The sequence below is a fragment of the Streptomyces sp. NBRC 110028 genome, assembly GCF_001417735.1.
Lineage (GTDB): Bacteria > Actinomycetota > Actinomycetes > Streptomycetales > Streptomycetaceae > Streptomyces.
This window is the reverse complement of the sequence record NZ_BBUZ01000027.1, coordinates 43,245-69,105: the sequence shown is the minus strand read 5'-3', so window position 1 is coordinate 69,105 and position 25,861 is coordinate 43,245. Positions and strand designations below refer to the sequence as shown.

19 protein-coding genes are annotated in these 25,861 nt (G+C 70.1%); 7 read left to right on the top strand and 12 right to left on the bottom strand.

Features of this window, described 5'->3' with window-relative positions; all coding sequences use genetic code 11:
• Positions 1-102: 102 nt before the first annotated feature.
• The 5 genes from ASC60_RS17535 to ASC60_RS17515 form a co-directional block, all read right to left on the bottom strand.
• Positions 103-2,145, bottom strand: coding sequence for a glycoside hydrolase (locus ASC60_RS17535; RefSeq protein ID WP_055551946.1), 2,043 nt, complete (start codon positions 2,143-2,145; stop codon positions 103-105).
• Between the two features lie 125 nt (positions 2,146-2,270).
• On the bottom strand, positions 2,271-4,334 hold the full coding sequence (locus ASC60_RS17530; protein ID WP_055551944.1) for a beta-galactosidase: 2,064 nt from the start codon (positions 4,332-4,334) through the stop codon (positions 2,271-2,273).
• A 42-nt stretch (positions 4,335-4,376) separates the two neighbouring features.
• A complete protein-coding gene (locus tag ASC60_RS17525) occupies positions 4,377-5,717 on the bottom strand; it encodes an ABC transporter substrate-binding protein (protein ID WP_055551942.1) in 1,341 nt (446 codons plus the stop codon).
• A 53-nt stretch (positions 5,718-5,770) separates the two neighbouring features.
• Positions 5,771-6,718 carry a carbohydrate ABC transporter permease gene (locus ASC60_RS17520; protein WP_055551939.1) on the bottom strand — a complete coding sequence of 316 codons (948 nt, stop codon included), beginning with the start codon at positions 6,716-6,718 and terminating at the stop codon, positions 5,771-5,773.
• Positions 6,719-6,722: 4 nt separating this feature from the next.
• A complete protein-coding gene (locus ASC60_RS17515) occupies positions 6,723-7,649 on the bottom strand; it encodes a carbohydrate ABC transporter permease (RefSeq protein WP_055551937.1) in 927 nt (308 codons plus the stop codon).
• A gap of 179 nt (positions 7,650-7,828) precedes the next feature.
• On the opposite strand from ASC60_RS17515, the gene ASC60_RS17510 reads away from it, so the two are divergent.
• Complete coding sequence (locus tag ASC60_RS17510; protein ID WP_107097108.1) at positions 7,829-8,923, top strand: LacI family DNA-binding transcriptional regulator; 1,095 nt, start codon at positions 7,829-7,831, stop codon at positions 8,921-8,923.
• 85 nt (positions 8,924-9,008) lie between these two features.
• Here the strand turns inward: ASC60_RS17510 and ASC60_RS17505 are convergent, their stop codons facing one another.
• Complete coding sequence (locus ASC60_RS17505; protein WP_055551935.1) at positions 9,009-10,604, bottom strand: cation acetate symporter; 1,596 nt, start codon at positions 10,602-10,604, stop codon at positions 9,009-9,011.
• Positions 10,601-10,996, bottom strand: coding sequence for a DUF485 domain-containing protein (locus tag ASC60_RS17500; protein WP_055551934.1), 396 nt, complete (start codon positions 10,994-10,996; stop codon positions 10,601-10,603). Before ASC60_RS17500 ends, ASC60_RS17505 begins: the two co-directional genes overlap by 4 nt.
• 555 nt (positions 10,997-11,551) lie before the next feature.
• Here ASC60_RS17500 and ASC60_RS17495 point away from each other — a divergent pair.
• From ASC60_RS17495 to ASC60_RS17480, 5 genes are all read left to right on the top strand, one after another.
• The gene (locus ASC60_RS17495) at positions 11,552-12,967 is read left to right on the top strand and encodes an OFA family MFS transporter (protein ID WP_055551932.1); all 1,416 of its coding nucleotides are present in this window, start codon (positions 11,552-11,554) and stop codon (positions 12,965-12,967) included.
• Positions 12,967-13,110, top strand: a complete 144-nt coding sequence (locus tag ASC60_RS42245) for a hypothetical protein (protein WP_199830980.1) — start codon at positions 12,967-12,969, stop codon at positions 13,108-13,110. Before ASC60_RS17495 ends, ASC60_RS42245 begins: the two co-directional genes overlap by 1 nt.
• A gap of 228 nt (positions 13,111-13,338) precedes the next feature.
• Positions 13,339-16,182 carry a nitrate- and nitrite sensing domain-containing protein gene (locus ASC60_RS17490; RefSeq protein WP_159043279.1) on the top strand — a complete coding sequence of 948 codons (2,844 nt, stop codon included), beginning with the start codon at positions 13,339-13,341 and terminating at the stop codon, positions 16,180-16,182.
• Between the two features lie 32 nt (positions 16,183-16,214).
• The gene (locus tag ASC60_RS17485; protein WP_055551928.1) at positions 16,215-16,649 is read left to right on the top strand and encodes a roadblock/LC7 domain-containing protein; all 435 of its coding nucleotides are present in this window, start codon (positions 16,215-16,217) and stop codon (positions 16,647-16,649) included.
• A 16-nt stretch (positions 16,650-16,665) separates the two neighbouring features.
• Positions 16,666-17,277: a DUF742 domain-containing protein gene (locus ASC60_RS17480; RefSeq protein WP_055551926.1), complete on the top strand. Its 612-nt coding sequence runs from the start codon at positions 16,666-16,668 to the stop codon at positions 17,275-17,277.
• Positions 17,278-17,436: 159 nt separating this feature from the next.
• Here the strand turns inward: ASC60_RS17480 and ASC60_RS17475 are convergent, their stop codons facing one another.
• The 4 genes from ASC60_RS17475 to ASC60_RS17460 form a co-directional block, all read right to left on the bottom strand.
• Complete coding sequence (locus ASC60_RS17475; protein WP_055551924.1) at positions 17,437-18,831, bottom strand: S9 family peptidase; 1,395 nt, start codon at positions 18,829-18,831, stop codon at positions 17,437-17,439.
• Entirely contained in the window at positions 18,828-20,213 is a 1,386-nt protein-coding gene (locus ASC60_RS17470; protein ID WP_055551923.1) for an MFS transporter, read from the bottom strand. Before ASC60_RS17470 ends, ASC60_RS17475 begins: the two co-directional genes overlap by 4 nt.
• 223 nt (positions 20,214-20,436) lie before the next feature.
• Positions 20,437-21,219 carry a PaaX family transcriptional regulator C-terminal domain-containing protein gene (locus tag ASC60_RS17465; RefSeq protein WP_055551921.1) on the bottom strand — a complete coding sequence of 261 codons (783 nt, stop codon included), beginning with the start codon at positions 21,217-21,219 and terminating at the stop codon, positions 20,437-20,439.
• Positions 21,220-21,289: 70 nt separating this feature from the next.
• On the bottom strand, positions 21,290-21,811 hold the full coding sequence (locus tag ASC60_RS17460; RefSeq protein WP_234356994.1) for a zinc-binding dehydrogenase: 522 nt from the start codon (positions 21,809-21,811) through the stop codon (positions 21,290-21,292).
• Between the two features lie 182 nt (positions 21,812-21,993).
• On the opposite strand from ASC60_RS17460, the gene ASC60_RS17455 reads away from it, so the two are divergent.
• The gene (locus ASC60_RS17455; protein WP_055551919.1) at positions 21,994-24,219 is read left to right on the top strand and encodes a family 43 glycosylhydrolase; all 2,226 of its coding nucleotides are present in this window, start codon (positions 21,994-21,996) and stop codon (positions 24,217-24,219) included.
• Positions 24,220-24,346: 127 nt separating this feature from the next.
• Here the strand turns inward: ASC60_RS17455 and ASC60_RS17450 are convergent, their stop codons facing one another.
• Positions 24,347-25,801, bottom strand: coding sequence for a glyceraldehyde-3-phosphate dehydrogenase (locus tag ASC60_RS17450; RefSeq protein ID WP_055551914.1), 1,455 nt, complete (start codon positions 25,799-25,801; stop codon positions 24,347-24,349).
• Positions 25,802-25,861: the final 60 nt, after the last annotated feature.

Sequence of the window (25,861 nt, the reverse complement as noted above, 5' to 3'; positions counted from 1 at the left end):
GACGGCCTGACCTGCGGCTTCGTACGCTTAGCCGAAATCTGTCTCCGCACATCGACCGAGTCCCGGCTACCTCAATCGAGGTAGCCGGGACTCGGTGAGGGGTCAGCTCACCTCGGAGACCTTCCAGCGCTGGTTCGCTCCGGAATTCGGGGTCCAGGTGTCGACGGCGGCGCCGTCGTGGGTGGCCTGGCCGCCGACCTCCAGCAGCCGTCCGGTGGCCGCGTTGACCAGGGTCCAGGTGCCGTCACCGGTGGTCGACATGATCCACTGGGTGGCCTTGTCCCGCTTCCCGTGGTCCGCCTCCAGCACCGGGGCGCCGTCGCGGACGGCCAGCCGCTTGCCGGCCACGGGGTTGGTGAACACATACCGCTGCCGGTTGCCGGTGTCGCCGCCGATCCGGCGCGGCTGCCACCGCTGGCCGGGGGTGGCCGCCTCGGCGTCCTTGATGACGAGCTTGGTGCCGTCGTCCGCGACGGTGAGCGCCTTGCCGCTCTGGACACCGGTCAGCTCGTACGTGTGGCCCTTGCGCAGCGGCGCGGCGTCCTCGGCCACCCCGTACACGCCCTTGACGAGGAAGGTCGTCACGGACTGGGCGGGCGCGGTGAAGGTGGCCTTCCGGTCGGTCACCTTGATGGTGTCCTGGCGCTCCAGCTTGCCGTCGGCGCTGGTCACCACGGGGGTGACGGTCGCGTGGCGGCTGATCGTGCCGAACTTGGACAGGTCGAGGGTGACGTCGCGCTCCCCCGCGCCGCTGTTGACGTGGACGACGGTGGCCGCGTCGCCCTTCCGGGAGACGGCGGCGGCGCTGGAGGTGTCGTCGGTCTTGATGAGCCGGTCGCCGGGCTTGATGTAGTGGGTGAAGTTGCGGGCCGTGTCGAACTTGGTGTTCGTCCGGATGGGGCAGGTGTCGAGCGTGTCCTTGGAGGTGCAGCTGAACGGGAGCTGGATGCTGCCCCAGTTCCCGCCCTTGGCCGACTCCCCGCCGGGCTTCATGTTGTCGTAGTCCTCGACGGGCTGCCAGAACACCCAGCCGCGGGGCTCCAGTTCGCGCAGGTCGTCGACCATCTGCTGGGCCAGTCCGAGGCCGGGCCGCATGTCCGTGAAGCTCTGGCCGTCGCCCCAGTCGCCCTCGACCTCGCTCATCCACAGCGGCTTGTCCGCCGCCTTGGCCAGGTCGCGCACGCTGGTGCGGCCGCCGGTGCCATAGGTGTGGACGTTCATCTGGCCGACGAGATCGCGCACCGCTTGCGGGTAGGTGTTCCAGTTCTGCGTGAAGATGGTGGGGTTGGTCTCGTCCATCGCGGAGATCTTGGTGCCGGTCCGCGCCTTCTTCAGCGCGGGGGCCAGGGCCTTGATCACCTTCTGCTGGAGTTCGGGGCCGATGTGGGCCCCCTCCTGCCGTCCGCCGACCGGTTCGCCGTCGGCGCCCAGACGGGTGCTCCAGTAGGTGGTGTTGGGTTCGTTGAACGGGTCGAGGGTGTCGACCTTGATGCCGTGCGCCTTCTCCAGCCGCTTGGTGGCGCCCGCCAGATAGGCGGCGAAGTCGTCGACGGAGTCCGGCCTCAGCTGGTCGTCGGTGGCGTTGAAGCCGCCGGAGACATAGCCGCTCTTCGTCATGAACCAGGGCGGCGAGTTGCTGAACGTCTCCCAGTGGTCGATGTCGCCTCTGATGCGGTCGACCCACCAGCGCTGGGTGGCGTCGGCATCGGGGTTCCAGTCGGCCTTGTCGTCCGCGTTCCACCAGTCGGTGTCCTCGCGCGTGGTGCCCGCCGGGGCCTTCCACCAGCCCTCGACCGCTCCCCCGGCGCGGAGGTAGTCCTTGACGTCGGGGGCGTTGCCGCCGCCGATGTTGTAGCGGGCGATGTTGAGGGCGAGTCCGTCGTCCCCGAAGAGCAGCTTGGCCAGCTTCTCGCGGATCTCCTCGGGGTAGTCGCCGGTGGCGTTGGCGAACCAGACCAGGCTGGTGCCCCAGCCCTCGAAGCTCTCCGCCTTGTACGAGGGATCGGGTGAGACGGTGACGGCGCCGGCCGCCGGTGCCGGGGCCTGCGCGGTCACCGGCGGGGCGGTGATCAGGGCGGCCCCGGTGGCCAGGGCGGTGACTGAGAGGGTTCCCAGGAGTCGTCGTGTGCGGGTACGGCGTGCCAACGTGTGCTCCCAACTCGTGTGCGGACGCTTCGGTGGACCGGCCGCCGTGCCCGCGCGGGCGACGACGGAGTTTTCAGGAGGCCAGGAGGCTTGGGGAGGCGGTGACGGACGTGGCGGTCCCGCCGTCAGGCCGCGGGCTGCCGCAGCACGGCGACACCCCTGGGGGCCAGGATGAGCGCGCCGTCGTCCGCGCCGCCGCCGATCAGGGGTTCCCCGGCGAGCCCGGTCAGCGGCACCGTGGCGTCGGTGCGGTTGACCAGGAACAGATAGCGGCTGCCGCCGCCGTGGCGCACGGCCAGCTCGACGCTTCCCCGCGCGGCGTCCGGCAGTTCGCTGCCCACACCGGCGGGCGCGAGCAGCCCCGGCAGCAGCCCGGTGAGCCCGTCCGGGCCCAGCCGGGTGGACACGTACGCGGCCGATCCCCCGCCCACGGCGCGGCGGGTGACGGCGGGGCGGCCCGTGTACGTCCCGCTGCGGTAGTGGGCCAGGACCTCCACCTCGGGGTCGGTGACGGTGATCCGGTCGGCCCACAGGGTGCCGGTGGCCGTGCCGTCGGATACGGACCGGGCCTCGATCAGAGCCGTCTCGCCGTCGAGCAGCGGGCCGAACTCCTCGATGCGGATGCCGAGCAGCTCGCTCAGGGCCCCCGGGTAGCCGCCGAGCCAGATGTGGTCGTTCTCGTCCACGATGCCGGAGAAGTAGGTGGCGATGAGGTGGCCGCCCTGCTCGGCGTACCGGGTGAGGTCCTTGGCGAGCGCCGCGGGGACCATGTGCAGCACGGGCGCGATCAGCACCTCGTAGCGGTCGAGGCCGGTCTGCGCGGTGACGACGTCGGCCCGGATGCCGAGGGCGAGGAGGGCGGAGTACCAGTCCAGCGCCTCCTGGCGGTAGTCGAGTCGGGAGGTCGGGTGGGAGTCCTGTTCGCTCGCCCACCACGACTCCCAGTCGAAGACGATCCCGACCCGGGCCGGTTCGCGTGTCGTGCCCGCCACCGGGGCCAGGGTCTCCAGGGTCCGGCCGAGCGCGGCCACCGCGCGGAACACCTCGCTGTCGGGTCCGGCGTGCGGCACCATCGCCGAGTGGTACTTCTCGGCTCCGGCCGCCGACTGCCGCCACTGGAAGAAGCACACGGCGTCGGCGCCGTGCGCGACGTGCAGCAGCGCGTCACGTGCCAGCTCGCCCGGCCGCTTGGCCACGTTGACCGGCTGCCAGTTCACGGCGCTGGTGGAGTGCTCCATCAGGAACCAGGGGCGGCCGCCGGAGATGCCGCTGACGAGGTTCGCGGAGAAGGACAGCTCGTCGCGGTCCTGCGGGCCGGGCCGGACGTAGTGGTCGTTGGAGACGAAGTCGATCTCGCCGGCCCAGTCGGCGTAGTTCATGCCCTTGGTCTCGCCCATCACCATGAAGTTGGTGGTGACGGGGATACCGGGGGTCAGCTCGCGCAGGATGTCCCGCTCCGCGCGCAGGTACTCCTTCAGCGCGTCGGAGGAGAAGCGCTTGAAGTCCAGCTGCTGGGTGGGGTTCGGGTGGGAGGCGGCCAGCCGGGGCGGCAGGATCTGCTCCCAGTCGCTGTACCGCTGCGACCAGAACGCGGTGCCCCAGGCGTGGTTGAGGGCGTCGAGGGTGGTGTAGCGGACGCGCAGCCAGTCGCGGAAGGCGCGGGCGGCGTCGTCGGAGTAGTCGTAGATGTTGTGGCAGCCCAGCTCGTTGGAGACGTGCCAGGCCACCAGGGCGGGATGGCCCGCGTACCGCTCGGCCATCTTGCCGACCAGGCGCAGCGCGTGGGTGCGGAAGACGGGCGAGGTGGGGCGCCAGTGCTGCCGCGCCCCCGGCCACACCGTCTCACCGGAGGCGGTCACCGGGAGGATCTCCGGGTGCGCCGTGGTGAGCCAGGGTGGCGGGGACGCGGTGGCGGTGGCCAGGTCGACCCCGATGCCACCGGTGTGCAGCAGGTCCATGATCTCGTCGAGCCAGCCGAAGTCCCACTCGTCCTCGGCCGGCTGGATGCGGGCCCAGGAGAAGATCCCCACGGAGACGATGGTGACACCGGCCTCGCGCATCAGCCGGATGTCGTCCTCCCACACCTCGCGGGGCCACTGCTCGGGGTTGTAGTCCGCGCCGTAGCCGAGGCGTGGGGTGGGGTCACCGTCCGTCCCGTGCGGAGGCTGGGACTGGAGGGTGGAGATCATGGTGGTCCTTCCGGTGAACCGTACGGGGCGGCGCGGGGCTGGTTACTTCTGGACGGTGAAGCCCTGCTCTTCTCCGTACTTGACGGAGGCGTCCTGCCAGGCCTTCAGACCGGCGGCCAGCTTGGTGTTCGAGACGTAGGCCTTGCCGACGGTGTCGTTGAAGATGTTGTTGGCGTAGACCTGGTAGGGCAGGTAGGACCAGCCGCGGCCGACATTCGCGGCCGACTCGGCGAAGATCTTGTTGGCCTTCTGGCCGCCGAAGTACGGGAACGCGGTGTCCTGGAACGCCTTGGACTCCAGGTCCGCGGTGGTCGCCGGGAAGGCGCCCTCCTTGATCCGGGTCTGCACGCCCTTTCCGGCGGCTGCGTACTCGGTGAAGGCGTAGGCGAGTTCCTTGTGCTTGCCCAGGGTGGGCAGGGCCAGCGAGCTGCCGCCGTTCTCCGCGGTGGTCTTGTCGCCCGCCTTCCACTGCGGCATCGGTGCCACGCGCCAGTCGCCGGAGGCGTCCTTCACGCCGGAGGCGAAGTTGGCGGGCATCCAGGCACCGGCGGTCAGGGTGGCGATGGTGCCGTCGCCGAGGCCCTTGTACCAGTCGTCGGTCCAGCCGGTGATGGGCGCGACCAGCTTGTCGTCGAGCAGCTTCTGCCAGGTGTCGGTGTACTTCTTGGCGCCCGTGTCGGAGAAGTCGATCTTCACCTTGGTGCCGTCGACCTTGTACGGGCGGGAACCGGCCTGCCACAGCATGCTGGTGGCGGTGCCGCCCTCACCCGTGTCGGCGGTGATGTACGCCTTGGGGTCGGTCTTGTGCAGGGCGCGGGCGGTCTTGACGTACTCGTCCCAGGTGGTCGGCACCGTGAGCTTGTACTTGTCGAAGACCTTCTTGTTGTAGAACATCGCCATGGGCCCGGAGTCCATGGGCAGGGCGTAGACGTCCTTGCCGGACTGCACGGAGTGCCACGGGCCCGGGGAGTACGTGTCGGCGAGCTTGTCGGCGCCGTACGGGCCCAGCTTGTCGAGGGCCTTGGTCAGCGCGTACTCGCCGAGCGCGTAGTACTCGATCTGCGCGACGTCGGGGACGCCCTTCTTCGCGGCGATGGCGTTCTGCAGGGCCTTGTACTGGTCCTTGTTGGTGCCCGCGTTGACGAGGTTGACCTTGACCTTGGGGTGTTCCTTCTCGAAGTCCTCGGCGACCTTCGTGAGCGTGGGCTCCCAGGCCCACACCGTCAGGGTGCCGCCCTTCTTCAGGGCCGCGTCGATGTCCTTGGCGGACACCGGCTTGCTCTCGGCGGCGCTGTCGTCGGAGCCGCCGCAGGCGGTGGCCCCCAGGGTGAGGGCGGAGACCAGGGCTATGCCGCGCAGCAGGCGGCGGGTGTTCTTGCGCATGGGCGTGCTTTCCACTTCTTCGGGTGCGGTGCGGAGGGGGCGGGGCTGCGGGGCTACTCCTTGACGCTTCCGGCGGCGAGCCCGGACTGCCAGTACTTCTGGAGCAGGAGGAACACGGCGATCAGCGGCAGGATGGTGATCAGGGAGCCGGTGATGACGAGGTTGAAGACAGCCTCGCCACCCGCGGTGGCGGCCTGGGCGTTCCAGCTGTTGAGGCCCAGGGTCAGCGGATACCAGTCCGGGTCCTTGAGCATGATCAGCGGCAGGAAGTAGTTGTTCCAGGTGGCGACCATCGTGAACAGCAGGACGGTCACGATGCCGGGGGTGAGCAGCGGCAGCACCACCTTGAAGAACGTACGCACCTCACCGGCGCCGTCGATGCGGGCGGCCTCCAGCAGTTCGGTGGGCACGGCCTCGGTGGCGAAGACCCACATCAGGTACAGACCGAACGGCGAGATGAGGGATGGGATGATCACCGCCCAGGGGGTGTCGGTCAGCCCCATCTTGCTGAACATCAGGAAGGTGGGCACGGCCAGCGCGGTGCCGGGCACCGCGACGGCGCCGATGACGACGGCGAAGACGGCGCGCTTGCCGGGGAAGGCGAACTTGGCCAGGGCGTAGCCGCCCAGGACCGCCAGCAGGGTGGCACCACCGGCCCCGACCACCACGTACAGCAGGGTGTTCAGCAGCCAGCGGGTGAAGACGCCGTCGTTGTAGGTGAACGTCTCGCGGATGTTGTCCCACAGGGCGAAGTCGCCGCTGAACCACAGCCCGAACGACCGGGCCAGCCCCTCCTGGGTCTTGGTGGCGCTGATGACCAGCCAGGCGAGCGGCACCAGCGAGTACAGCAGGACCAGCCCGGTGATGACGGTCAGCAGCACGCTGCGGCGCGGGCGGCGCTGCGCGGTGCGCTTCCGGGGCGCGCGCAGCCGGGGCGCGGAGCCGGAGGAGCCGGCCGTGGCGGGGGCGGGCCGGGAGGCGGGGGTGGCGGGGGTGGACATCGCTTCACGCTCCCTTGCGCATGCCGCGCAGCTGGACGACATAGGCGATGACCATGGTGATGAGCCCCATGATGATGGCGACCGTCGCGGAGTAGTTGTGCTGCTGGCCCGAGAAGGACAGCGAGTACGTGTAGAAGTTCGGGGTGTAGTCGGTGGTGATGGAGTTCGGTGCCAGCTTCTGCAGGATGTTCGGCTCGTTGAACAGCTGGAACGTGCCGATGATCGAGAAGATGGTGGCGATGACCAGGGCGCCGCGGATCGCGGGGAGCTTGATGGCGGTGATGACGCGGATCTGCCCGGCGCCGTCGATCTGAGCGGCCTCGTACAGGGAGTGCGGGATGACGCGGAGCGCGGAGTAGAAGATCAGCATGTTGTAGCCGACGAACTCCCAGGTGACGATGTTGCCGATGGACGTCAGCACCAGATCGGGCGACAGCGGGTTCGGCAGCGACACCCCGAGGGCGTCGTTGATGTCGCTCACCAGCCCGAAGCGGGTGCCGTACATGAACCCCCACATGAGGGTGGCGACCACGGCGGGCACCGCGTACGGCAGGAAGATCGAGATCCGGAAGAAGTCCCGCCCGTAGAGCCGCCCGCTGTCCAGGGCGAGGGCCACGAGCAGGGCGATGCCCAGCATGATCGGCACCTGCACGAGCAGGAACAGCGACACCCGGGTCAGGGACGTCCAGAACCGGTCGTCCTGCAGGGCCTGCTGGTAGTTGTCCAGGCCGACGAAGGTGGTGCCGCCGATGAGCTGGTCGCGGAAGAGGCTGAGGTAGACCGAGTAGGCGATGGGGGCCAGGAAGACGAAGGCGAAGACCACCACAAAGGGCCCGATGAACCCCCACCCCGTCCAGGAGCGGCGGTCCCCCTTCGCCGGAGGCCGGGCCGGGCGCCGTTTCACGGCGGCGGGGGGTTGCAGCGTCGTCATGTCGTTCCTCGCTCGTCCATCTCGGAACCGGCGCCATGCGCCGTCGCGATGTTTGCGTAAACATTTCGGTGCTCAAGGGAGCGTGGAGATGTTATGTTTACGTAAACATCTGATGGCGGAATGTCTACACTGCCCCAATGAAGGTGGTCAAGAGCCATCTGGCAAAACCGGGACGCGACATGGCGAGGGAGAAAGTGGAAGCAGCGGACACCCCCTCGGCGGACGGCCCCCCGGCAGGCGGCGGCACCCGGACGCGGACCCCCGGGCGGGCGCAGCGCGCGTCGATGGCGGACGTGGCCCGGCTCGCCGGTGTCTCCGCGCAGACCGTCTCCCGGGTCTCCAACGGCTACACCGGGGTCACCGAGGAGACGCGGCGGGAGGTGCTGGCCGCCATGAAGCAGCTCGGCTACCGGCCCAACAGCGCGGCGCGGGCGCTCAAACGCGGCGAGTTCCGCACCATCGGCGTCATCACCTTCACCCTCTCCACCACGGGCAATGTGCGCACGCTCGAAGCGATCGCCACCTCCGCGGCACACGAGGGCTACGCCGTCACCCTGCTCCCCGTCGCCGTCCCCACCCAGGACGAGGTGCGCGGAGCCTTCTCCCGGCTGGGCGAACTCGCCGTCGACGCCGTCATCGTCATCATGGAGGTCCACCTCCTCGACGCGGCGGCGCTCTCCCTGCCGCCCCACGTCCAGGTCGTCGTGGCCGACTCCGACGCCGGGGACCGCTATACGGTGGTCGACACCGACCAGGCGGGCGGCACCCGCGACGCGGTGGACCATCTGCTCGGCCTCGGCCATCGGACCGTGTGGCATCTCGCCGGGCCCGAGGGTTCCTTCGCGGCACAGCGCCGCGCCGACGCCTGGCGGACGGCGCTCACCGAGGCCGGGCGCGTCCCGCCGCCGCTCGTACGGGGCGACTGGTCGGCCGAGTCCGGCTACCGGGCCGGGCTGGCCCTCGCCGCCGAGGAGGACTGCACGGCGGTGTTCGCCGCCAACGACCAGATGGCGCTCGGCCTGCTGCGGGCGCTGCACGAGAAGGGCCGGACGGTGCCGGACGACGTCAGCGTCATCGGCTTCGACGACATCCCCGAGGCCGGGTCGTTCCTGCCCCCGCTGACCACCGTGCACCAGGACTTCGCCGAGGTCGGACGGCGCTGCGTCGAGGGCGTCCTGCGCCAGATGCGGCCGAGCGCCCCGCGCCGTGGCACCACGCTCGTCCCCACCCGGCTCGTGGTGCGCCACAGCACCGCGCCGCCGCCTTCGCGGTAGCCGCGCTCGCGGCACAACGGGCGCGGCCGGTACGGGGAGACGTCTGCTCCCCGTACCGGCCGCGGTGGCGACTCACGCCCGTCGGCTACACCTTGCTGCCGATTCCGGTCAGCGACCGCACTTCCATCTCCGCCTGCTTGGCGGGGTCCGCGGGCTCCCTGCTGAGGAGCGTGCCGAGGAACCCGCAGAGGAAGGAGAACGGGATCGACACGATGCCGGGGTTGGTGAGGGGGAACCAGTGGAAGTCGACGCCCTTGAAGATGGACGTCGAGGCGCCCGAGATGGCCGGGGAGAAGATGATGAGGATGAGCCCCGACCCCAGGCCGCCGTAGATGCTCCACAGCGTGCCCATCGTGTTGAACCGCTTCCAGTACAGGGTGTAGAGGATGGTCGACAGGTTGGCGGACGCGGCGAGCGCCAGGGCCAGCGACACCAGGAAGGCGACGTTCTGGCCGTTGGTGACGATGCCGCCGACGATGGCCAGGACGCCGACCGCGAGGGCCGTCAGCCGGGCGACCCGGATCTCGGACTCCGCGTCGGCCTTCCCCTCCTTCACGACGTTGGCGTACACGTCATGGGCGAACGAGGCCGACGCGGTCAGGGTCAGACCGGCCACCACCGCGAGGATCGTGGCGAAGGCCACCGCGGAGACGATGCCGAGGAGCACCGCGCCGCCGATCTTGAACGCGAGCAGCGGCGCCGCCGAGTTCTCCCCGCCGGGGGCCGCCAGGATCGTGTCCGGGCCGACCAGCGCGGTGGCGCCGTAGCCCACGACCAGGATGCCCAGGTAGAACACGAACATCGTCCAGGAGCACCACACCACCGACCGGCGTGCCTCCTTGGCGTTCGGCACGGTGTAGAAGCGCATCAGCACGTGCGGCAGGCTGGAGATGCCGAGGACCAGCGCCAGGGACAGCGAGACGAAGTCGAGCTTGTCCATCGCCCCGTCGCCGTACCAGCCGCCCGGTTCGAGCAGGCTCTGCCCCAGCGGGCTGCGTGCCGCCGCCTGGTCGAGGAGCGCCGAGAAGCTGAAGCCGAACTTGCCGATGATGAACACGCTGATGAAGGTCACGCAGGTCAGGAGCAGACCGGCCTTGATGATCTGCACCCAGGTGGTGCCCTTCATGCCGCCCACCAGGACGTAGAAGACCATCACGAGTCCGACGGCCGTGATGACGAGGGCCTGCCCGCCCTTGCTGTGCACGTTCAGCAGGAGGGCGATCAGTCCGCCGGCGCCGGCCATCTGGGCGAGCATGTAGAAGAACGTGATCACCAAGGTGGCGTTGGCCGCCGCCGCGCGCACCGGGCGCTGCTTCATCCGGTAGGCCATCACGTCGCCCACGGTGAACCGGCCGGTGTTGCGCAGCCGTTCGCCGACGAGCAGGAGGGCGACCAGCCAGGCGACGAGCCATCCCACGGAGTACAGGAAGCCGTCGTAGCCGTGGACGGCGATGGCCCCGGAGATCCCGAGGAAGGACGCCGCCGAGAGGAAGTCGCCGGAGAGGGCGATGCCGTTCTGGACGCCGGTGAAGGCGCTTCCCGCGGCGTAGTAGTCGGAGGCCGTCTGGTTCCTGGTGGTGGCCTTGTAGACGATGAACAGCGTAATCAGGACGAAGACGACGAATACGCTGACGTTGATGACCGGGCTACCGGTCGCCTCACCCGCGATCTGCAATGTCATTCCTTGTCGGCCCCCGCCAACTCGCGCACCTTGTCCACCTGCGGGTCGATTTTCCTGTCGGCGAAACTCCGGTACAGCAGGACGATCGTGATCGTCGACACGAACTGCAGCAGACCGAAGAGAGTCCCCATATTGACCGAGCCGAACACCTTACGGCTCATGAAGCCATGACCATACGCCGAAAAGAGCGCGAAGGTCATGTACCAGCAGAAGAAGAGCGCGCTCATGGGGAAGACGAACCGGCGCAGCCTCTTGCGAAGCCGGTCGAATTCCAGGCTCTGCTGGATCGCGGCGAAGTCGGGCTCGCCGTTTTCGTTGCCGCGGCCGGCGAACCCCTGTCCAGTGGCCCGCTCGGATGAAATGGGCGCGGGAGGCCGCACCGCTTTCGTCATGGCCCTCTCCCGGGAGTTTCGGGCAGGAGAATTCGTACGGATCTGCCTGCAGTGGATGGTGGGGAGGAGGAGCAACCCGCAGCCCCATGGCGGGGTCAGTGTAGTAAGGCGCCGGACGCAGTCAACGGCCGGGGATCCCCTGAAGACCGGCCCGGTCCGGGATACACGGGGAGCACCTGTTTCCGGATGACAGCACGCCACATATCCGGTTACGAGATGGTTGTGAGTATCTGTCAGAATTCCTCAGGATGTGCGCTTTTCCCGATCCTTCCTCCTTTCGGTCCGTCTGACCGGGTGTCACGCCATGAACACGCCCCGACATCACCCGACTTGCGGATTTTTCGTGAACAGAGACTGCATGCGATGTGTTGATGTTGGTGGATCGCCCCATGTATGCGAACGTGTGGGAGGCTGCTCCACTGCGGGGCCCGCGGCGATCTCCGGTCGTTGTTGCCGCTGATCAGGTGCTCTACACTCACCACCGCCCGAGACGTTTGGCGTCTCCAGAAATAGAGCCTGCGGCAATGGGTTCCCGAGGACGGAGGTAGGTAATCGGTGGGTTTTCTCGACCGCTCTCGCATTATCGCAGGACCTGGGTGGAATCGATGGCTGATTCCTCCGGCGGCACTGGCGATTCACTTCTCCATCGGCCAGGCATACGCCTGGAGCGTCTTCAAGACGCCGCTGGAAAAAGCCCTTGACATCTCGGGTACGGCCAGCGCGCTGCCCTTCCAGATCGCCATTCTCGTCCTCGGCCTCTCCGCCGCCTTCGGTGGCACGCTCGTGGAGCGCAAGGGGCCGCGGTGGGCGATGTTCGTGTCGCTCGTGACCTTCTCCTCGGGCTTCCTGATCGCCTCGCTGGGTGTGGCCACGAGCCAGTACTGGCTGGTCATCTTCGGATACGGCGTCGTCGGCGGAGTCGGCCTCGGCATCGGCTACATCTCGCCGGTGTCCACCCTGATGAAGTGGTTCCCGGATCGCCCGGGCATGGCCACCGGCACCGCCATCATGGGCTTCGGCGGCGGCGCGCTGATCGCCTCCCCCTGGTCCTCGCAGATGCTGTCCTCCTTCGGCAGCGACACCAGTGGCATCGCCCGGACCTTCCTGGTGCACGGCCTCGCCTACGCCGCGTTCATGACGCTGGGCGTGCTGCTCATCCGGGTTCCGGCCGAGGGCTGGCGCCCGGCCGGCTGGGTTCCCCGCGAGGAGACCGGCAAGCAGCTCGTCACGACCGCGAACGTGTCGGCGAAGAACGCGGTGAAGACACCGCAGTTCTGGCTGCTGTGGATCGTGCTGTGCATGAACGTCACCGCAGGCATCGGGATCCTCCAGAAGGCCGCCCCGATGATCCAGGACTTCTTCCAGGACACCGACGCCCCGGTGAGCGCGACCGCCGCCGCCGGGTTCGTCGCCCTGCTGTCGCTGGCCAACATGACCGGCCGCTTCGTGTGGTCGTCGGTCTCCGACGCGATCGGCAGGAAGAACATCTACCGCCTCTACCTGGGCGCGGGTGCTCTGCTCTACCTGACCATCCTGCTCGGGAAGAACAGCAGCACCGTGCTGTTCGTGGTCGCGGCGATGGTGATCCTGTCGTTCTACGGCGGCGGGTTCGCGACCGTACCGGCCTATCTGAAGGACCTGTTCGGCACCTATGAGGTCGGCGCGATCCACGGCCGGCTGCTGACCGCCTGGTCGGTCGCCGGAGTCGCCGGGCCTATCATCGTGGACGCCGTCGCGGACTCGGGGAAGAAGTCCGGGGACTCCGGACCCGGCCTCTACGCGGTCTCCTTCTACCTCATGATCGCGCTTCTGGTCATCGGCTTCGTCGCGAACGAGCTGGTGCGCCCGGTGAACCCGAAGTTCCACGAGCCGGAGCCGGTGGCCGCGGGCGACCGGACCGCCCAGGACCAGCAGGGCGAGCAGGAGGAAGAGGGCGGCACCGACCGCATCCCGGCCGAGAGGGGCAACTGATGGCTCACCAGGACGAACCTTCGCAGAGCGCGGCCGTGAAGTCCTCGCCCGTTCTGCTGGCCGTGGCGTGGCTGTGGGTGGCCATTCCCTTCGCGTACGGCCTCTATGAGCTCGCCATGACGAGCCGAAAGCTGTTCGAGTAGAGGTGGGCGAGCCGGCACATCACCAGTCCGGCCGTGGGCGTTTCCGCCGCCCCCGGCCAGGCCGGTGTGCCGCCGGTCGTTCGACTTCCTCTTCAGGAGAAATCCCAGGAGAAAGCGCATCGTGATACATCGCTGTGGCCAAGCCGCTCCGGGCGCGGAGCGCGTCTCGTGACCCCGGGAAGGCATGCGGCCGAAGTTGCACGCGGCCCGGGGCTGTGGGCCACCATCGTGCAATGGCGAAACTGGCGGCTGCCGGTGAAGCTGGGCGCCGTGCTGGTGGTGCCCGCGCTGCTGGCCGTCGCCCTGGGCGTCGTACAGATCCAACGCGAAGTCGAACGCGCGAACTCGTACGCGGACATGCAGCGGCTGGTCAAGCTGCGCTCCGGGCTGATGCCACTGCTCGGTAGCCTGCAGATGGAGCGGACCATGGCCGCCGAACAGCTGCGGGGTGCGGCGGACGGCGACTCCGCCATGCGGCGGCAGGCCCGGTCCACCGACCGCGCCCGGACCGTCCTCACGGGCAGCACGAAGCGGGCGCCCCAGCTCGACGGCGCCGCGCGGAACCGCTACCAGGACGCGGTCAAGGCCCTGGGCGGGCTAACCGTCCTGCGCGATCAGGTGACCTCCGGCGACATCGGTTCCTGGGACGCGGTGAACAAGTACCGCACCGTCATCAACAGCCTGCTCGACCTGGACCAGGCCCTGGGCAGCCGGTTCGGTGAACCCAAGCTGTCCGGCCCGGCGTCCGCGCTGTACGACCTCGAGGCGGCCCAGGAGGAGGTCCATCTCCAGCATGTGACCCTCCTGGAGGCGATGAAGCCCGGCCGGCCCGTGGACACCGAGATCGTCCGGGCGCTGGAGGAGTCCGACATCCGCCTGAAGGACAAGCTCGGCGACTTCCGGGCCGTGGCCACCCTCGCGGAGCAGCGGCTCTACCAGCGCACGGTCACCGGCGACCTGGTGACCCGGCGCGCGAAAATGGTGCGTACCGCGCTGTCCCAGGCACAGGGTGCCGGCGTCCAGCAGGGTGCCACCGCGCCGCCGATCCCCGCTTCCCAGTGGAACCGCAGCTCGGAAACGACCGCGAAGCTCCTCGGGAAGGTCGAGACGAACCTCGCCGACAAGCTGCGCGTGAACTCCGCCCAGTTGCAGGACGACACCAGCAACCGGGCCGGCGCGTACTCCGTGGCCCTGCTCGCGGTGCTGCTGATCGCCCTCTCCATCGGCTTCGCCATCGGCCGGTACCTGCTGCGCTCGCTGACCCTCCTCCGCTCCACCGCGCTCGACGTGGCCGAGCACCGGCTCCCGGCCGCCGTCTCCAGCATCCGCGAGGGCGAGAAGGCGGACACCTCGGTCAGTGCCGTGCCGGTGCACACCACGGAGGAGTTCGGGCAGCTCGCCCGGGCCTTCGACGCGGTGCACGGACAGGCCGTGCGCCTGGCGTCGGAGCAGGCCGCGCTGCGCGGCGACCTGAGGGACACCCTGGTCAACCTCTCCCGGCGCAGCCAGACCCTGGTGGACCGGCTGCTGCGCCTGATGGAGCAGCTCGAACGCCACGAAGAGGACCCGGACCAGCTCGCGAACCTCTTCCAGATGGACCACCTGGCGACCCGGATGCGGCGCAACAACGAGAACCTGATGGTTCTCTGCGGCAGCACGCTCGTCCGCACCCACGGTCATCGCGTGCCGCTGGAGGACGTCCTGCGGGCCGCGGTGTCCGAGATCGAGCACTACCAGCGCGCCGAGGTGCAGCCCTCCGCCTCCGTGGAGGTGACCGGCTACGTCGCCGGTGACCTGGCGCGGATCATCGCCGAACTGCTCGACAACGCCACCGCGTTCTCCCCGCCCGAGACCCAGGTGTTCATCAGCACCACTCCGCGCCGCGACGGCTCCGCCCTGATCGAGGTGCGCGACCAGGGCATCGGGATGAGCGGCGCCGAACTGGCCAAGGCGCACCGGCGCCTGGAGGCGACCTCCTCCGAGGAGGCCTCGTCCTCCCGCCAGATGGGGCTGTTCGTCGTCGGCCGTCTGGCCAACCGGCACGGCATCTCGGTGAACCTCAGCTCGGAGTGGGGCGCGGGCCTGCGGGCCGGTGTGCTCGTCCCGGCCAACCTGGTGCCGTCGAACCGGCCCGGCGAGGCTCCCCGGGGGAACGCGCCCCGGCGCCCCGCGCCGACGGCGATCGCCGCCAAGGCGTTCGAACCGGCCCGGCCACGGCAGGAGTCGGGCCCCGCCACGGCGGCCCCCGCCGTGCGCAAGTCCCTCAACGGGGCCCGTCCGGCGGCCGCCGCCGACTCCGGTACGCGGCTCCCGGGCCGGGGCGCCGCCGAGTTGGGCCGCCCCGACTCCGCCGGGAGCGGCGCGGACTCGCCGCTGCCGCGACGGCTGCCGCGACGGAACCCCGCCGGGGCCGAGGGGACGAACGGGCCAGGGACGAACGGGCCCGGGGCGAACGGGATCAGCCGCCCGGGACCGGGTGCCAAGGGCGCACCGGAGGAGTCCCGCAACGGAGCGCCGGGGCCGTCCGGGCCCAACCGGGCGCCGGCGGACGGACGGGACGCCCAGGACGCCCTAGGGGCCCGTCCCTCCGGGCCCGGCCTGGTGCCGCCGCAGCGGTCCGGACCGGAGCAGCAGCGCGAACCCGGGGCGAACGCCCCCCGCGCGCCCCGCTCGTCGTGGTTCGAGCCGCCCGCCTCGGATGACGCGGCGTCGACGTCGGCGGCTCCCCGTCCCCCGTCGGCGAGTTCCCGGCCCCAGGGCTCCCCGCGCCTCTTCACCCCGCCCGGGCAGCAGACGGAGCCCCTGCCGGGCCCTGCCGGGCCCCGTGCCGGGGAGGACGGGGCGGACCGCCGCCCGGTCGGTGCCGCCGAACCCTCGGACGCCCCGGAGGGCGCCGCCCGCACCCAGTCCGGGCTGCCGAAGCGGACTCCGCGTACGCCCCGGCCCGGTGAGCGTGCCGAGCCGCGCACGGCCCCCGGCAAGGCGAAGCCGGCCCAGGACGCGGGCCGTACGCACAGCTTCCTCAGCAACTACCAGTCAGGCATCCGTCGGGCCCGTCCCGACGAGCGATAAGATCCCATCGACGAACGGGCAGGAAAGAAGCCATGACCTCACCCCACCCGCGGGAGGTGAGCCAGTTCGGATGGCTGGTCACCAACTTCACCGAACGTGTTCCCAATGTGGCCCACGCCGTGGTGGTATCAGCCGACGGGATTTTGCTCACCGCCTCCAACCGGCTGGCGGACGACTACGCCGAACACCTCGCCACCATCGCCGCAGGGGCCATCAGCTTGATCCAGGGCGCGGCCCGGTGTCTGGACACCGGTGAGGTGAAGAGCACGGTGATCCAGATGGAGTACGGACATATGCTGCTGATGTCGATTAAGGACGGTTCGTGCCTGGTGACCCTGGCCGCGCCGGACTGCGAGATCGGTCAGGTGGCCTATGAGATGACCGTGCTCGTGGACCAGGTCGGCGAGATGCTGACCCCCGAACTGCGCGCGGAGCTGCAGGAAATCCAGCAGACGGCAGCCCACTAGCCCGGATGAGGAGATCATGAGCACCGGTGAAGGCCCGTCCGGGCACACTCGGAGAGACCAGGGAGCGGAGGACGACCAGACCTTCGCCGACGTGCTCAACTCGTTCAGTTTCGGCAAGGCACGGCGGGGGCGGAAGAAATCGGGCTCCGGCTCCCGGCCGGAGTCCGCGGAACACCAGCAGCCCGGGGAAGCGCCGCCCCCCGCTTCCCCGGAGCAGTACGCGTACCCGCCGCAGCAGGACGAGCAGCACGCCGCGTGGGAGGACGGGCACGAACAGCAACAGCAGGGCTCGCCCTCGTTCGTGCGGGCCTATACCTGGACCGGCGGCCGCACCAGGTCCCAGCATCACTTCGAGCTGGAGACCCTGGTGACGACCACCGATCTGGGGCACCAGTCCGCCGCCTTCACCCACGCCGACCACGTTCCCGTGATCTCGCTGTGCCAGGAGCCGACGTCGGTGGCCGAGGTGGCGGCCCGGCTCTCGGTGCCGCTGGGAGTGGTCAGGGTGCTGCTCGGCGACATGGCGGACCGGGGGCTGATCGCCGTCCACCAGACGGAGACCAGCGAGGGCGAGGCCCCGACCGTCGCGCTGATGGAGCGCGTGCTGACCGGACTTCGCAGGCTCTAGTGCCGCGTCAGTCAGGGTTTGCCCGGTAGCGAGGCGTCCTGGTGCGGTCAGATGCAAGGCGCCGGATCGGCCTCGTAGTGGGCCTACTCGGTCGATTCGGCAACGCCGCAGATGGCCGTGCCAGGGCGGCGAGCGGGGCGAACCTTGGCTGACGCGGCACTAGCCGCGGTGGCGCGGGCCGTCCGGGTGCGCCAGGTCGTAGGGGCGGGGGTAGGTGGTGGGGCGGTAGTCGGCGTACCGTGGCTCGGCCGCCGGGTCCTCCGCCTTCGCCGCGGAGTTGAGTGCCTCCGGCGAGGTGTCCCAGCGGCCGGTGGCCAGGCGCCGCTCCAGCGTGTGCAGGGCGGCGAGTTGTTCACCGGTGGTGAAGGCGCAGTGGCCGGGCCCGTCGACGTACGCCTGGCGCAGCAGCCCCGCCGATCCGCCGGCGGTGGCGGCACGGCGGTAGGCGCTCTCGGACTGCACGGGAATCAGCCCGTCGCCGGTGGTGTGGATGTTCAGCTGCGGGTCGGTCAGCCTGCCGGTGAAGGCGCTGGTGTTCCGCGTCCAGGCCACGGCCCGCGGGTCGGCGGTGATGCGGGGAGCGCGGGCGAGGGCCCTGAGGTCGTCGCGCGGCGTCAGCCCGGCCTCCTTGTACAGCGCGGTGACCTCCTTGTACACCGAGGAGTGCCGCAGCATCGCCGCGTAGTCGACATCGGTGTTCCAGGACGGGTTGCCGCCCGCGCGGGATTCGGCCTCCTGCCGCCAGGAGAACGCGGCGGTCCGGAGCAGGCCGCCCACCGCCGCGTACTGGTTGGCCTGCTGTCCGGCCCAGTCGGCCGGGCCGGGCTTCGGCTGTGACGGGTCGTTGTGGCCGGGGATGTTGTGCAGGGCGGCGGCGAGCGCGATCCGGGCCCGGCCCTGTGGGGTCCGCTGGGCCGCCGTCAGCTTGTCCGTGAGGGCGCTCGCCGCGCTCTTGGCGTCCGCCTGGTCGGTGAAGCCGGTGAGGCGGATGCCGGAGTCCGGCGCGAGGAGGGTCCTCAGCGCGAAGACGGAGTCGAGGGTGCTGTTCCAGTTGGCGACCCCGCCCTGGACGAGGCCGCACATCGACAGCGATCCGTCGATGCGGTCGGCGTGCCGTTCGGCGATCGCCGTGGTGACGAACCCTCCGTACGACTGGCCCCAGGCGAGGGTCCGCCGGGCCGCGCCGAACCGCTGCCCGAACAGGTCCAGCGTGGCCAGCTGGTCGGGCACCGCGTCCGTCACGGCCCAGCCGGTCGTGGCGTAGGAGGAGCCGATCAGCGCGTACCCCTGGTCCAGCAGCCGGGCGCGGGTCTGTGGACTCGGCGCGTTCTGGGCGGGGTTGGGGCCGCCCTGCGGGGCGTAGCCGTGACTGAAGAGCAGTACGGTGCCGTTCCACCGCGCGGGCATGTCCATCATGTACGCGGCCCCGGACGCCAAGTGGCCTTCCAGGTGCTCGCCCTCGGCGCTCGCGGCCTGCGCGGGCAGGACGGGCAGGGCGGTGGCGGCGAGCACGGCGGTCGCGGCGAGGGTGCGGGCACGGGCGCGGGGCTTCACGGGCGGGCTCCTTCGGCGGCGGAAACGTCGGCGGGAGTGGTGGCGGTGCGGGCGTCGAGGGTGTCGGTGTGGGTCTCGCGCAGCCGCCACACGGTGAGCGCGGTGATGGCCGCGCCGCCGCACAGCAGCAGCGAGAGCGGGGTGCTGCCGCCGCCGTGGGCCGCCAGCAGACTGCTCGCGATCATCGGCGAGAAACCGGCCCCGACCAGGGTCGCGAGCTGGTAGCCGAGGGAGGCGCCGGTGTAGCGGACCCGGGTGCCGAACATCTCGCTGAGCAGGGCCCCGAGCGGTCCGTACATGGTGGACTGCGCCAGGCCGTGGCCCAGTGCCAGGGCCAGGATCAGCAGCCCGGGCGATCCGGAGTCGACGAGCGCCAGGACGGGGAAGGCCAGCGCGGCGGACGCCACGGCCCCGGCGAGCACGACCGGGCGGCGGCCCACCCGGTCCGACAGCGCGGAGGCGGCGGGCAGCGCGGCGAGCGCCACGCAGGAGGCGACGGTCACGGCGGTGAGCACCTGCGGCCGGGTGTACCCGTGGTCGACGGCGTAGGAGATCATGAAGCTGGTCAGCAGCGCCTGCGCGGTGAACGCGCCGATGCCGACGCACCCGGCGAGCAGCAGCGGTCCGGGGCGGCGCAGCACCTCGGCGAGCGGCGGCTTGTCCCGCGCGGGCTCGCCCGGCCCGTGTGTCCGGGTCTCGGTGAACAGCGGGCTCTCGGCCACCCTCAGCCGTACGAACAGCCCGACGGCGAGCAGCACCACGCTCAGCAGGAACGGCACCCGCCAGCCCCAGGACCGGAACTCGTCGTCCGGCAGTGTCGAGACGATCGTGACCACGCCCGCGGAGAGCATCGAGCCGAGCGGGGCGCCGAGCTGGGTGAAGCTCGACCACAGACCGCGGCGCCGCCGGGCGCCGCCGGTGCGCTCGGCGTGTTCGACGACCATGAGCATGGCGCCGCCCCACTCGCCGCCGATCGCGAGGCCCTGCGCGACGCGCAGGGCGACCAGCAGCACCGGTGCCCAGACGCCGATCGCGTCGTAGGTCGGGAGGAGCCCGATGAGGAAGCTGCACGTGCCCATCAGGACCATCGTGAGCAGCAGCATCGACTTGCGGCCGAGCCGGTCGCCGAAGTGTCCGAAGACGATGCCGCCGAGCGGCCGCGCCAGGTATCCGGCGGCGAAGGTGCCGAAGGCGGCGATGGTGCCGACCGCGGGGTCGGCCCGGGGGAAGAACAGCTCGCCGAAGACGAGCGCGGCGACCGTGCCGTACACGAGGAAGTCGTAGAACTCGACAGCGGTGCCGAGCAGTCCGGACAGTGCGACGCGGCGGAGCTGCCGGTCGTCCGGGGGCGGCGGGGGGACGGGGGCGGGGGCTGGCTGCACGGGAGGCTCCCTGGTGCCGTCGGGGGTGGCATCGAGGTGGTGCCGTCGTTCCCGCGAAGGTAGGCAGATATCCGACCGCGGTCAATGTTCTGCACAACATTTGTGCGCGGAGGAGGACAGCACGATGGGCAGCGCGACGGGTGGCGCGACGGGTGGCGCGACGGGAGAGCGGGCAGGCTCGGCGGCGTGTTCGTGGAGAGAGGGCAGGGCGGGGCCGCCCCGGCTATCGCACCGGTACCAGGTCGAGCAGACGCTCGGCGGCCGCCCGCGCGCCGGGCGCGAGGCGCTCGTGGACCGTGCGGAACGTCTTCTCGGCCTGCTCGGCGGGCCAGTCGTCGGGCAGATGCTCCACCGGGAGCCGCGGGTCCTGCCGGATGATCCGCAGCCACTCGGTGGACAGCCGCAGCCGCGCCACCAGCGCTTCGTCGTCCCCGGCGGACGTGTGCTCCTGGGGCTGCCAGCGGCGTACGAACTCCTCGTACCGCCCGGCCAGCGCGGGCAGGTCCCAGGTCTCCTCGATCATCGTGCCGATGTCCATGCCCGCGTCGGCGCGGGCGCGGAACACCTTCACATGCGCGGCCAGGCCCAGCTCGGCGAGGAGCGGGCCCACCTCGACCTCGCCCTGCGCGATCCACAACCCGCTGAACAGCGGCCCGAAGCCGCTCCAGGTGAGCTGCGAGCGCAGGTCGTGGCGCTGGCGCTGCCAGGACTCGGGCAGCGAGAACCCGAGCAGGGTCCAGGTGCCGTCCCAGTTCCGGTTGACCGCTCCGGTCTGCCAGATGCGGCTTTCGCCGTCCCGCAGCACCGTCTCCGAGCGCTCGGTGAGCCCGAAGTACATGCGCCGGCCCTCGCGCTGCCGCCGCAGCAGGCCGCGCCCCACCATACGGGTGAGCGTCGAGCGGGTCGCGTGCTCGCCGACGCCGGCGCGGCCGAAGAGGTCGATGACGCTCCCCGAGTACACGCACACGTCCCGGCCCATCACCCAGTCCCCCAGGAACGTGAGCATCAGCGACTGGGGCCGAGGGGCGGCATCAGCAGTGGTCACGCAGCCAACGGTACGCGCAGTCCCCCGAAAGTCACTCCTGCTCCATCGCCGGCACCAGCTTGCCCGTGGTGCGGCCGCCCTCGATGCGGCGGTGGGCCTCGACGGTGTCGCGCAGCGGCAGCACCTCGCCGACGTCCACGCGCAGTTCGCCGTCGAGGACGGCGCCGACGGCCTGCCGCAGCACGCCGGACACGGCCTCGGGGCGCTCGCCGCTCAGCGCGCCGGGGTTGAAGCCGAGGACGCCCTCGCCGCCGAACCACAGCTCGTTCGCGCGGGACGGGACGTCGTCCGCCCCCGAGGCGTTGCCCATGGCGATCAGGCGCCCGCGTCGTGCCGGCGCGTCGAGGCTCGCCCGGCGGGCCGCACCGCCGGCCGGGTCGATGGCCACGTCGAAGCCCCGCCCGTCGGTGAGGGCGGCCACGGCCCCGGGGAGGTCGTCCCGCAGGACGACCTTGGCGACCTGACCGGGACCGGGCTCTGACGCATCGACCTCGGTGTACTCCAGCACCTCGGCTCCGCCGAAGCGGAGGATGGCCACAGAAGCGAACAGCATGACATCAGGAGGCCGTTCAGGCTCCCTCGTCTCGCGGCGGCGGCGTCGGGAGCGCGCACCGATCCGTCGAAAACTTTCGCCCGGCATGAGGGGCGACACACCGTTGACGCACCGGGTCCCCACTGGACACACTCCGGTGCGACCAGCTCAACAGAACCCACCAGACTCCCACAGGATGTGTCATGGGTCCCCGCACAACCCGCATGCTCTTCCTGCCGCTGCTCGCCGCCCTGCTCACGCTGGTGACGAGCGTCTTCGCCGCTCCGCCCAGCCCCGCGCTGAGCGGAGCGCCGTCCGCGGCCCCGCACAAGACGAAGTACGCCGGATATCTCTTCACCTACTTCACCGGTGAGGGCACCGCCGACGGTGAACAGATACGGATGGCGCTCAGCCGGGGCAACGACCCCATGCACTGGCGGGAGTTGAACGCCGGGAAGCCCGTCCTCACCTCCAGCCTCGGCGAGAAGGGCCTGCGCGACCCCTTCGTCATCCGCTCCCCCGAGGGCGACAAGTTCTATCTGATCGCGACCGATCTGCGGATGTACAAGAACAGCAGCGGCACCTGGGACCAGGTGCAGCGCACCGGCAGCAAGTCGATCATGGTGTGGGAGTCGAAGGACCTCGTCAACTGGACCGACCAGCGCCTCGTCAAGGTCTCCCCGGACACCGCGGGCAACACCTGGGCGCCCGAGGCGTACTACGACGAGAAGCTCGGCGAGTACGTCGTCTTCTGGGCCTCGAAGCTCTACGCCGAGGACGACCCGCAGCACACGGGCTCGACCTACAACAAGATGCTGTACGCGACGACGAAGGACTTCCGCACCTTCAGCGAGCCCAAGGTGTGGAACGACCCCGGCTACTCGGTCATCGACTCCACCGTCATCAAGGAGAAGGGCTCCTACTACCGCTTCACCAAGGACGAGCGCGACCCGTCCTCCGGTACGCCCTGCTCGAAGTTCATCACGGCCGAGAAGTCCACGTCGCTGACGGACACCTCGTACGACTTCGTCTCCGACTGCATCGGCAAGGGAGCGATCGACCGCGGCGAGGGCCCGACCATCTTCAAGTCGAACACCGAGAACAAGTGGTACCTGTTCATCGACGAGTTCGGCGGCCGTGGCTACATCCCCTTCGAGACCACCGACCTCGCCTCCGGGAAGTGGACCCCGTCCCAGAACTACCAGCTGCCCGCCAGCCCCCGGCACGGCACGGTGCTCCCCGTGACGCAGGCCGAGTACGACCGGCTGCTGCGCACGTATCCCGCGTCCCAGGCCGCGCCCGCCGATGTCACGGCTCAGGGCCAGAAGGGGTACGCGCTCGTCACCGAGGCGGCGGCCAAGGCCGTGCTGCCGATGGACCCGAAGGCGGATCTGCGGCGGCTCGCGCCCCGCTTCGCGCTGCCGGCGGGCGCCACCATCAGCCCGCCCTCCGGCACCCGGCGCGACTTCCGCAAGCCCCGGACCTACCGGCTCACGTCCGCCGGCGGAACGACCCGTGAGTGGACCGTCGAGGCCGTGCCGATGCGCAGCCCCATCCTGCCCGGGCTGAACGCCGACCCGGACATCAGCTACGCCGACGGCCGCTACTGGATCTACCCCACGACGGACGGCTTCCCCGGCTGGGGCGGGACCACGTTCACGGCGTACTCCTCGAAGGACCTGGTCCACTGGAAGGACCACGGCGTGATCCTGGACCTCGGCCCGGACGTGAGCTGGGCCGACAAGTACGCCTGGGCGCCCGCGATGGCCGAGCGGAACGGCAAGTACTACTTCTACTTCTGCGCCGAACAGCAGGTCGGGGTCGCGGTCGCCGACTCCCCCGCGGGCCCCTTCAAGGACGCGCTGGGCAAGCCGCTGGTGCCCAAGGGCCGGCTGGAAGGCCAGATGATCGACCCGTCGGTGTTCACCGACGACGACGGCCAGGCCTATCTGTACTGGGGCAACGGCCAGGCGTACGGCGTGCCGCTCAACGACGACATGACGTCCTTCGACTCCTCGAAGATGCGCACGTTCACCCCGGACAACTTCCGGGAGGGCTCCTTCGTGGTCAAGCGCAAGGGCACCTACTACCTGATGTGGTCCGAGGACGACACCGGCAGCGAGAACTACCACGTCGCCTACGCCACCGGCGCGTCCCCGACGGGGCCGTGGACCAAGCGGGGCACGATCCTCTCCAAGCGGCTCGGCTACGGGATCAAGGGGCCCGGCCACCACTCGGTGGTGAACGTCCCCGGCACGGACGAGTGGTACATCGCCTACCACCGGTTCGCCGTCAACGGCCCCGGCAAGGCGGGCGGCGACGGTACGCACCGGGAAACCACCATCGACCGCATGGAGTTCGCGGCCGACGGGACGATCAAGCCGGTGGTGCCGACGCTGGAGTCGATCGACCCGGTCCGCCACCGCTGAGGCGGACGTGCGCCGGGCCCCGTGCTCTCACGGGGCCCGGCGGACAACACGGCCGCGGCCGTGTTGTCCGTGTCCAAAGGAGGTGGACCTGGTGAGCCACACCCCGGGACCGCGGACGGCTCGCCGGTCAGACCACCGGGGCGGGGTAGGTCGGGTACTCCACCCCGGACACATGCTGGACGACGCGGATGACCTGGCAGGAGTAGCCGAACTCGTTGTCGTACCAGAGGTAGAGGATCGCGTTGTCGCCGTCGACCTTGGTGGCACCGGCGTCGACGATCGAGGCGTGGCGTGAGCCGATGAAGTCGCTCGACACCGCGTCGGGGGCGCTGATGAAGTCGATCTGGCGCTTGAGCGGCGAGGTCAGCGACACATCGCGCAGGTGGTCGAGGACCTCCTCGCGGGTGGTCTCGCGCGCGAGCTGGAGGTTGAGGATCGCGATCGAGACGTTCGGCACCGGGACCCGGATCGAGCTGCCGGTGATCTTCGCCTTCAGGTCGGGCAGCGCCTTGGCGACGGCGGACGCGGCACCGGTCTCGGTGATGACCATGTTGAGCGGCGCCGAGCGGCCACGGCGGTCGGAGTTGTGGTGGTTGTCCAGCAGGTTCTGGTCGTTGGTGAACGAGTGGACGGTTTCCACGTGGCCGCGCAGGACGCCGTACTCGTCCTCCATCGCCTTCAGCGGCGGGACGATGGCGTTGGTGGTGCAGGACGCGCAGGACAGGATCTGCTCGTCCGGCTTGATCGTGTCGTGGTTGACGCCATGGACGATGTTGGGCACGTCACCCTTGCCCGGCGCGGTGAGGACGACCTTGGAAACACCGGGGCGCAGGTGCTTGGACAGGCCCTCGCGGTCGCGCCACTTGCCGGTGTTGTCGATGAGGATGGCGTCCTTGATGCCGTACGCCGTGTAGTCCACCGATGTCGGATCGTCGGCGTAGATCACCTTGATCTCGTTGCCATTGGCGACGATCTTGCTGTTCGCCTCGTCGACGGTGATCGTGCCCTGGAACTGGCCGTGGATGGAGTCACGGCGCAGCAGCGAGGCGCGCTTGACCAGATCGTCGGCGGCCCGGCTGCCGCCTCCGCGGACGACGATGGCGCGCAGCCGCAGGCCGTTGCCGGACCCGGCCTTCTCGATGAGCAGACGGGCCACGAGCCGACCGATGCGGCCGAACCCGTAGAGGACGACGTCACGCCCCTCGCGGCGCTCGATCTTGTTGGCACCGGTGGCGCCGGCCACGGCCTCGGCCGTGAACTCCTCCACCGACAGACCGCGGTCGTCGGTCCTGTACGTGGCGGCGAGCATGCCGATGTCGATCTGGGACGGGCCGAGATCGAGCGTGGTGAGGGCCTGCAGGAACGGCAGTGTCTCGGTGACCGACAGTTCGTCGCCGGCGATCTGCCGGGCGAACCGGTGGGTCTTGAGAATGCTGACCACCGACTTGTTCACCAGGGAGCGGCTGTGAAGCAGGACGGTGACGTCCCGCTCCCGGTGCAGCTTCCCGATGATCGGGATCATCGACTCCGCGATCTCCTCGCGGGTGTTCCAGTTGGTGAACGAGTCCTCGTTGGCAGTCACAGTTCATCTTTCGAGCTAGGCAGTGCTCATATGGTAACCGCCTGCACCTTTGACCAGTCC

Coding starts and splice junctions, on each gene's coding strand:
- ASC60_RS17530 (WP_055551944.1), bottom strand. CDS start 4,334: ATGATCTCCACCCTCCAGTCCCAGCCTCCGCACGGGACGGACGGTGAC.
- ASC60_RS17525 (WP_055551942.1), bottom strand. CDS start 5,717: ATGCGCAAGAACACCCGCCGCCTGCTGCGCGGCATAGCCCTGGTCTCC.
- ASC60_RS17520 (WP_055551939.1), bottom strand. CDS start 6,718: ATGTCCACCCCCGCCACCCCCGCCTCCCGGCCCGCCCCCGCCACGGCC.
- ASC60_RS17515 (WP_055551937.1), bottom strand. CDS start 7,649: ATGACGACGCTGCAACCCCCCGCCGCCGTGAAACGGCGCCCGGCCCGG.
- ASC60_RS17510 (WP_107097108.1), top strand. CDS start 7,829: ATGGCGAGGGAGAAAGTGGAAGCAGCGGACACCCCCTCGGCGGACGGC.
- ASC60_RS17505 (WP_055551935.1), bottom strand. CDS start 10,604: ATGACATTGCAGATCGCGGGTGAGGCGACCGGTAGCCCGGTCATCAAC.
- ASC60_RS17500 (WP_055551934.1), bottom strand. CDS start 10,996: ATGACGAAAGCGGTGCGGCCTCCCGCGCCCATTTCATCCGAGCGGGCC.
- ASC60_RS42245 (WP_199830980.1), top strand. CDS start 12,967: ATGGCTCACCAGGACGAACCTTCGCAGAGCGCGGCCGTGAAGTCCTCG.
- ASC60_RS17485 (WP_055551928.1), top strand. CDS start 16,215: ATGACCTCACCCCACCCGCGGGAGGTGAGCCAGTTCGGATGGCTGGTC.
- ASC60_RS17480 (WP_055551926.1), top strand. CDS start 16,666: ATGAGCACCGGTGAAGGCCCGTCCGGGCACACTCGGAGAGACCAGGGA.
- ASC60_RS17465 (WP_055551921.1), bottom strand. CDS start 21,219: ATGCTCACGTTCCTGGGGGACTGGGTGATGGGCCGGGACGTGTGCGTG.
- ASC60_RS17460 (WP_234356994.1), bottom strand. CDS start 21,811: ATGCTGTTCGCTTCTGTGGCCATCCTCCGCTTCGGCGGAGCCGAGGTG.
- ASC60_RS17455 (WP_055551919.1), top strand. CDS start 21,994: ATGGGTCCCCGCACAACCCGCATGCTCTTCCTGCCGCTGCTCGCCGCC.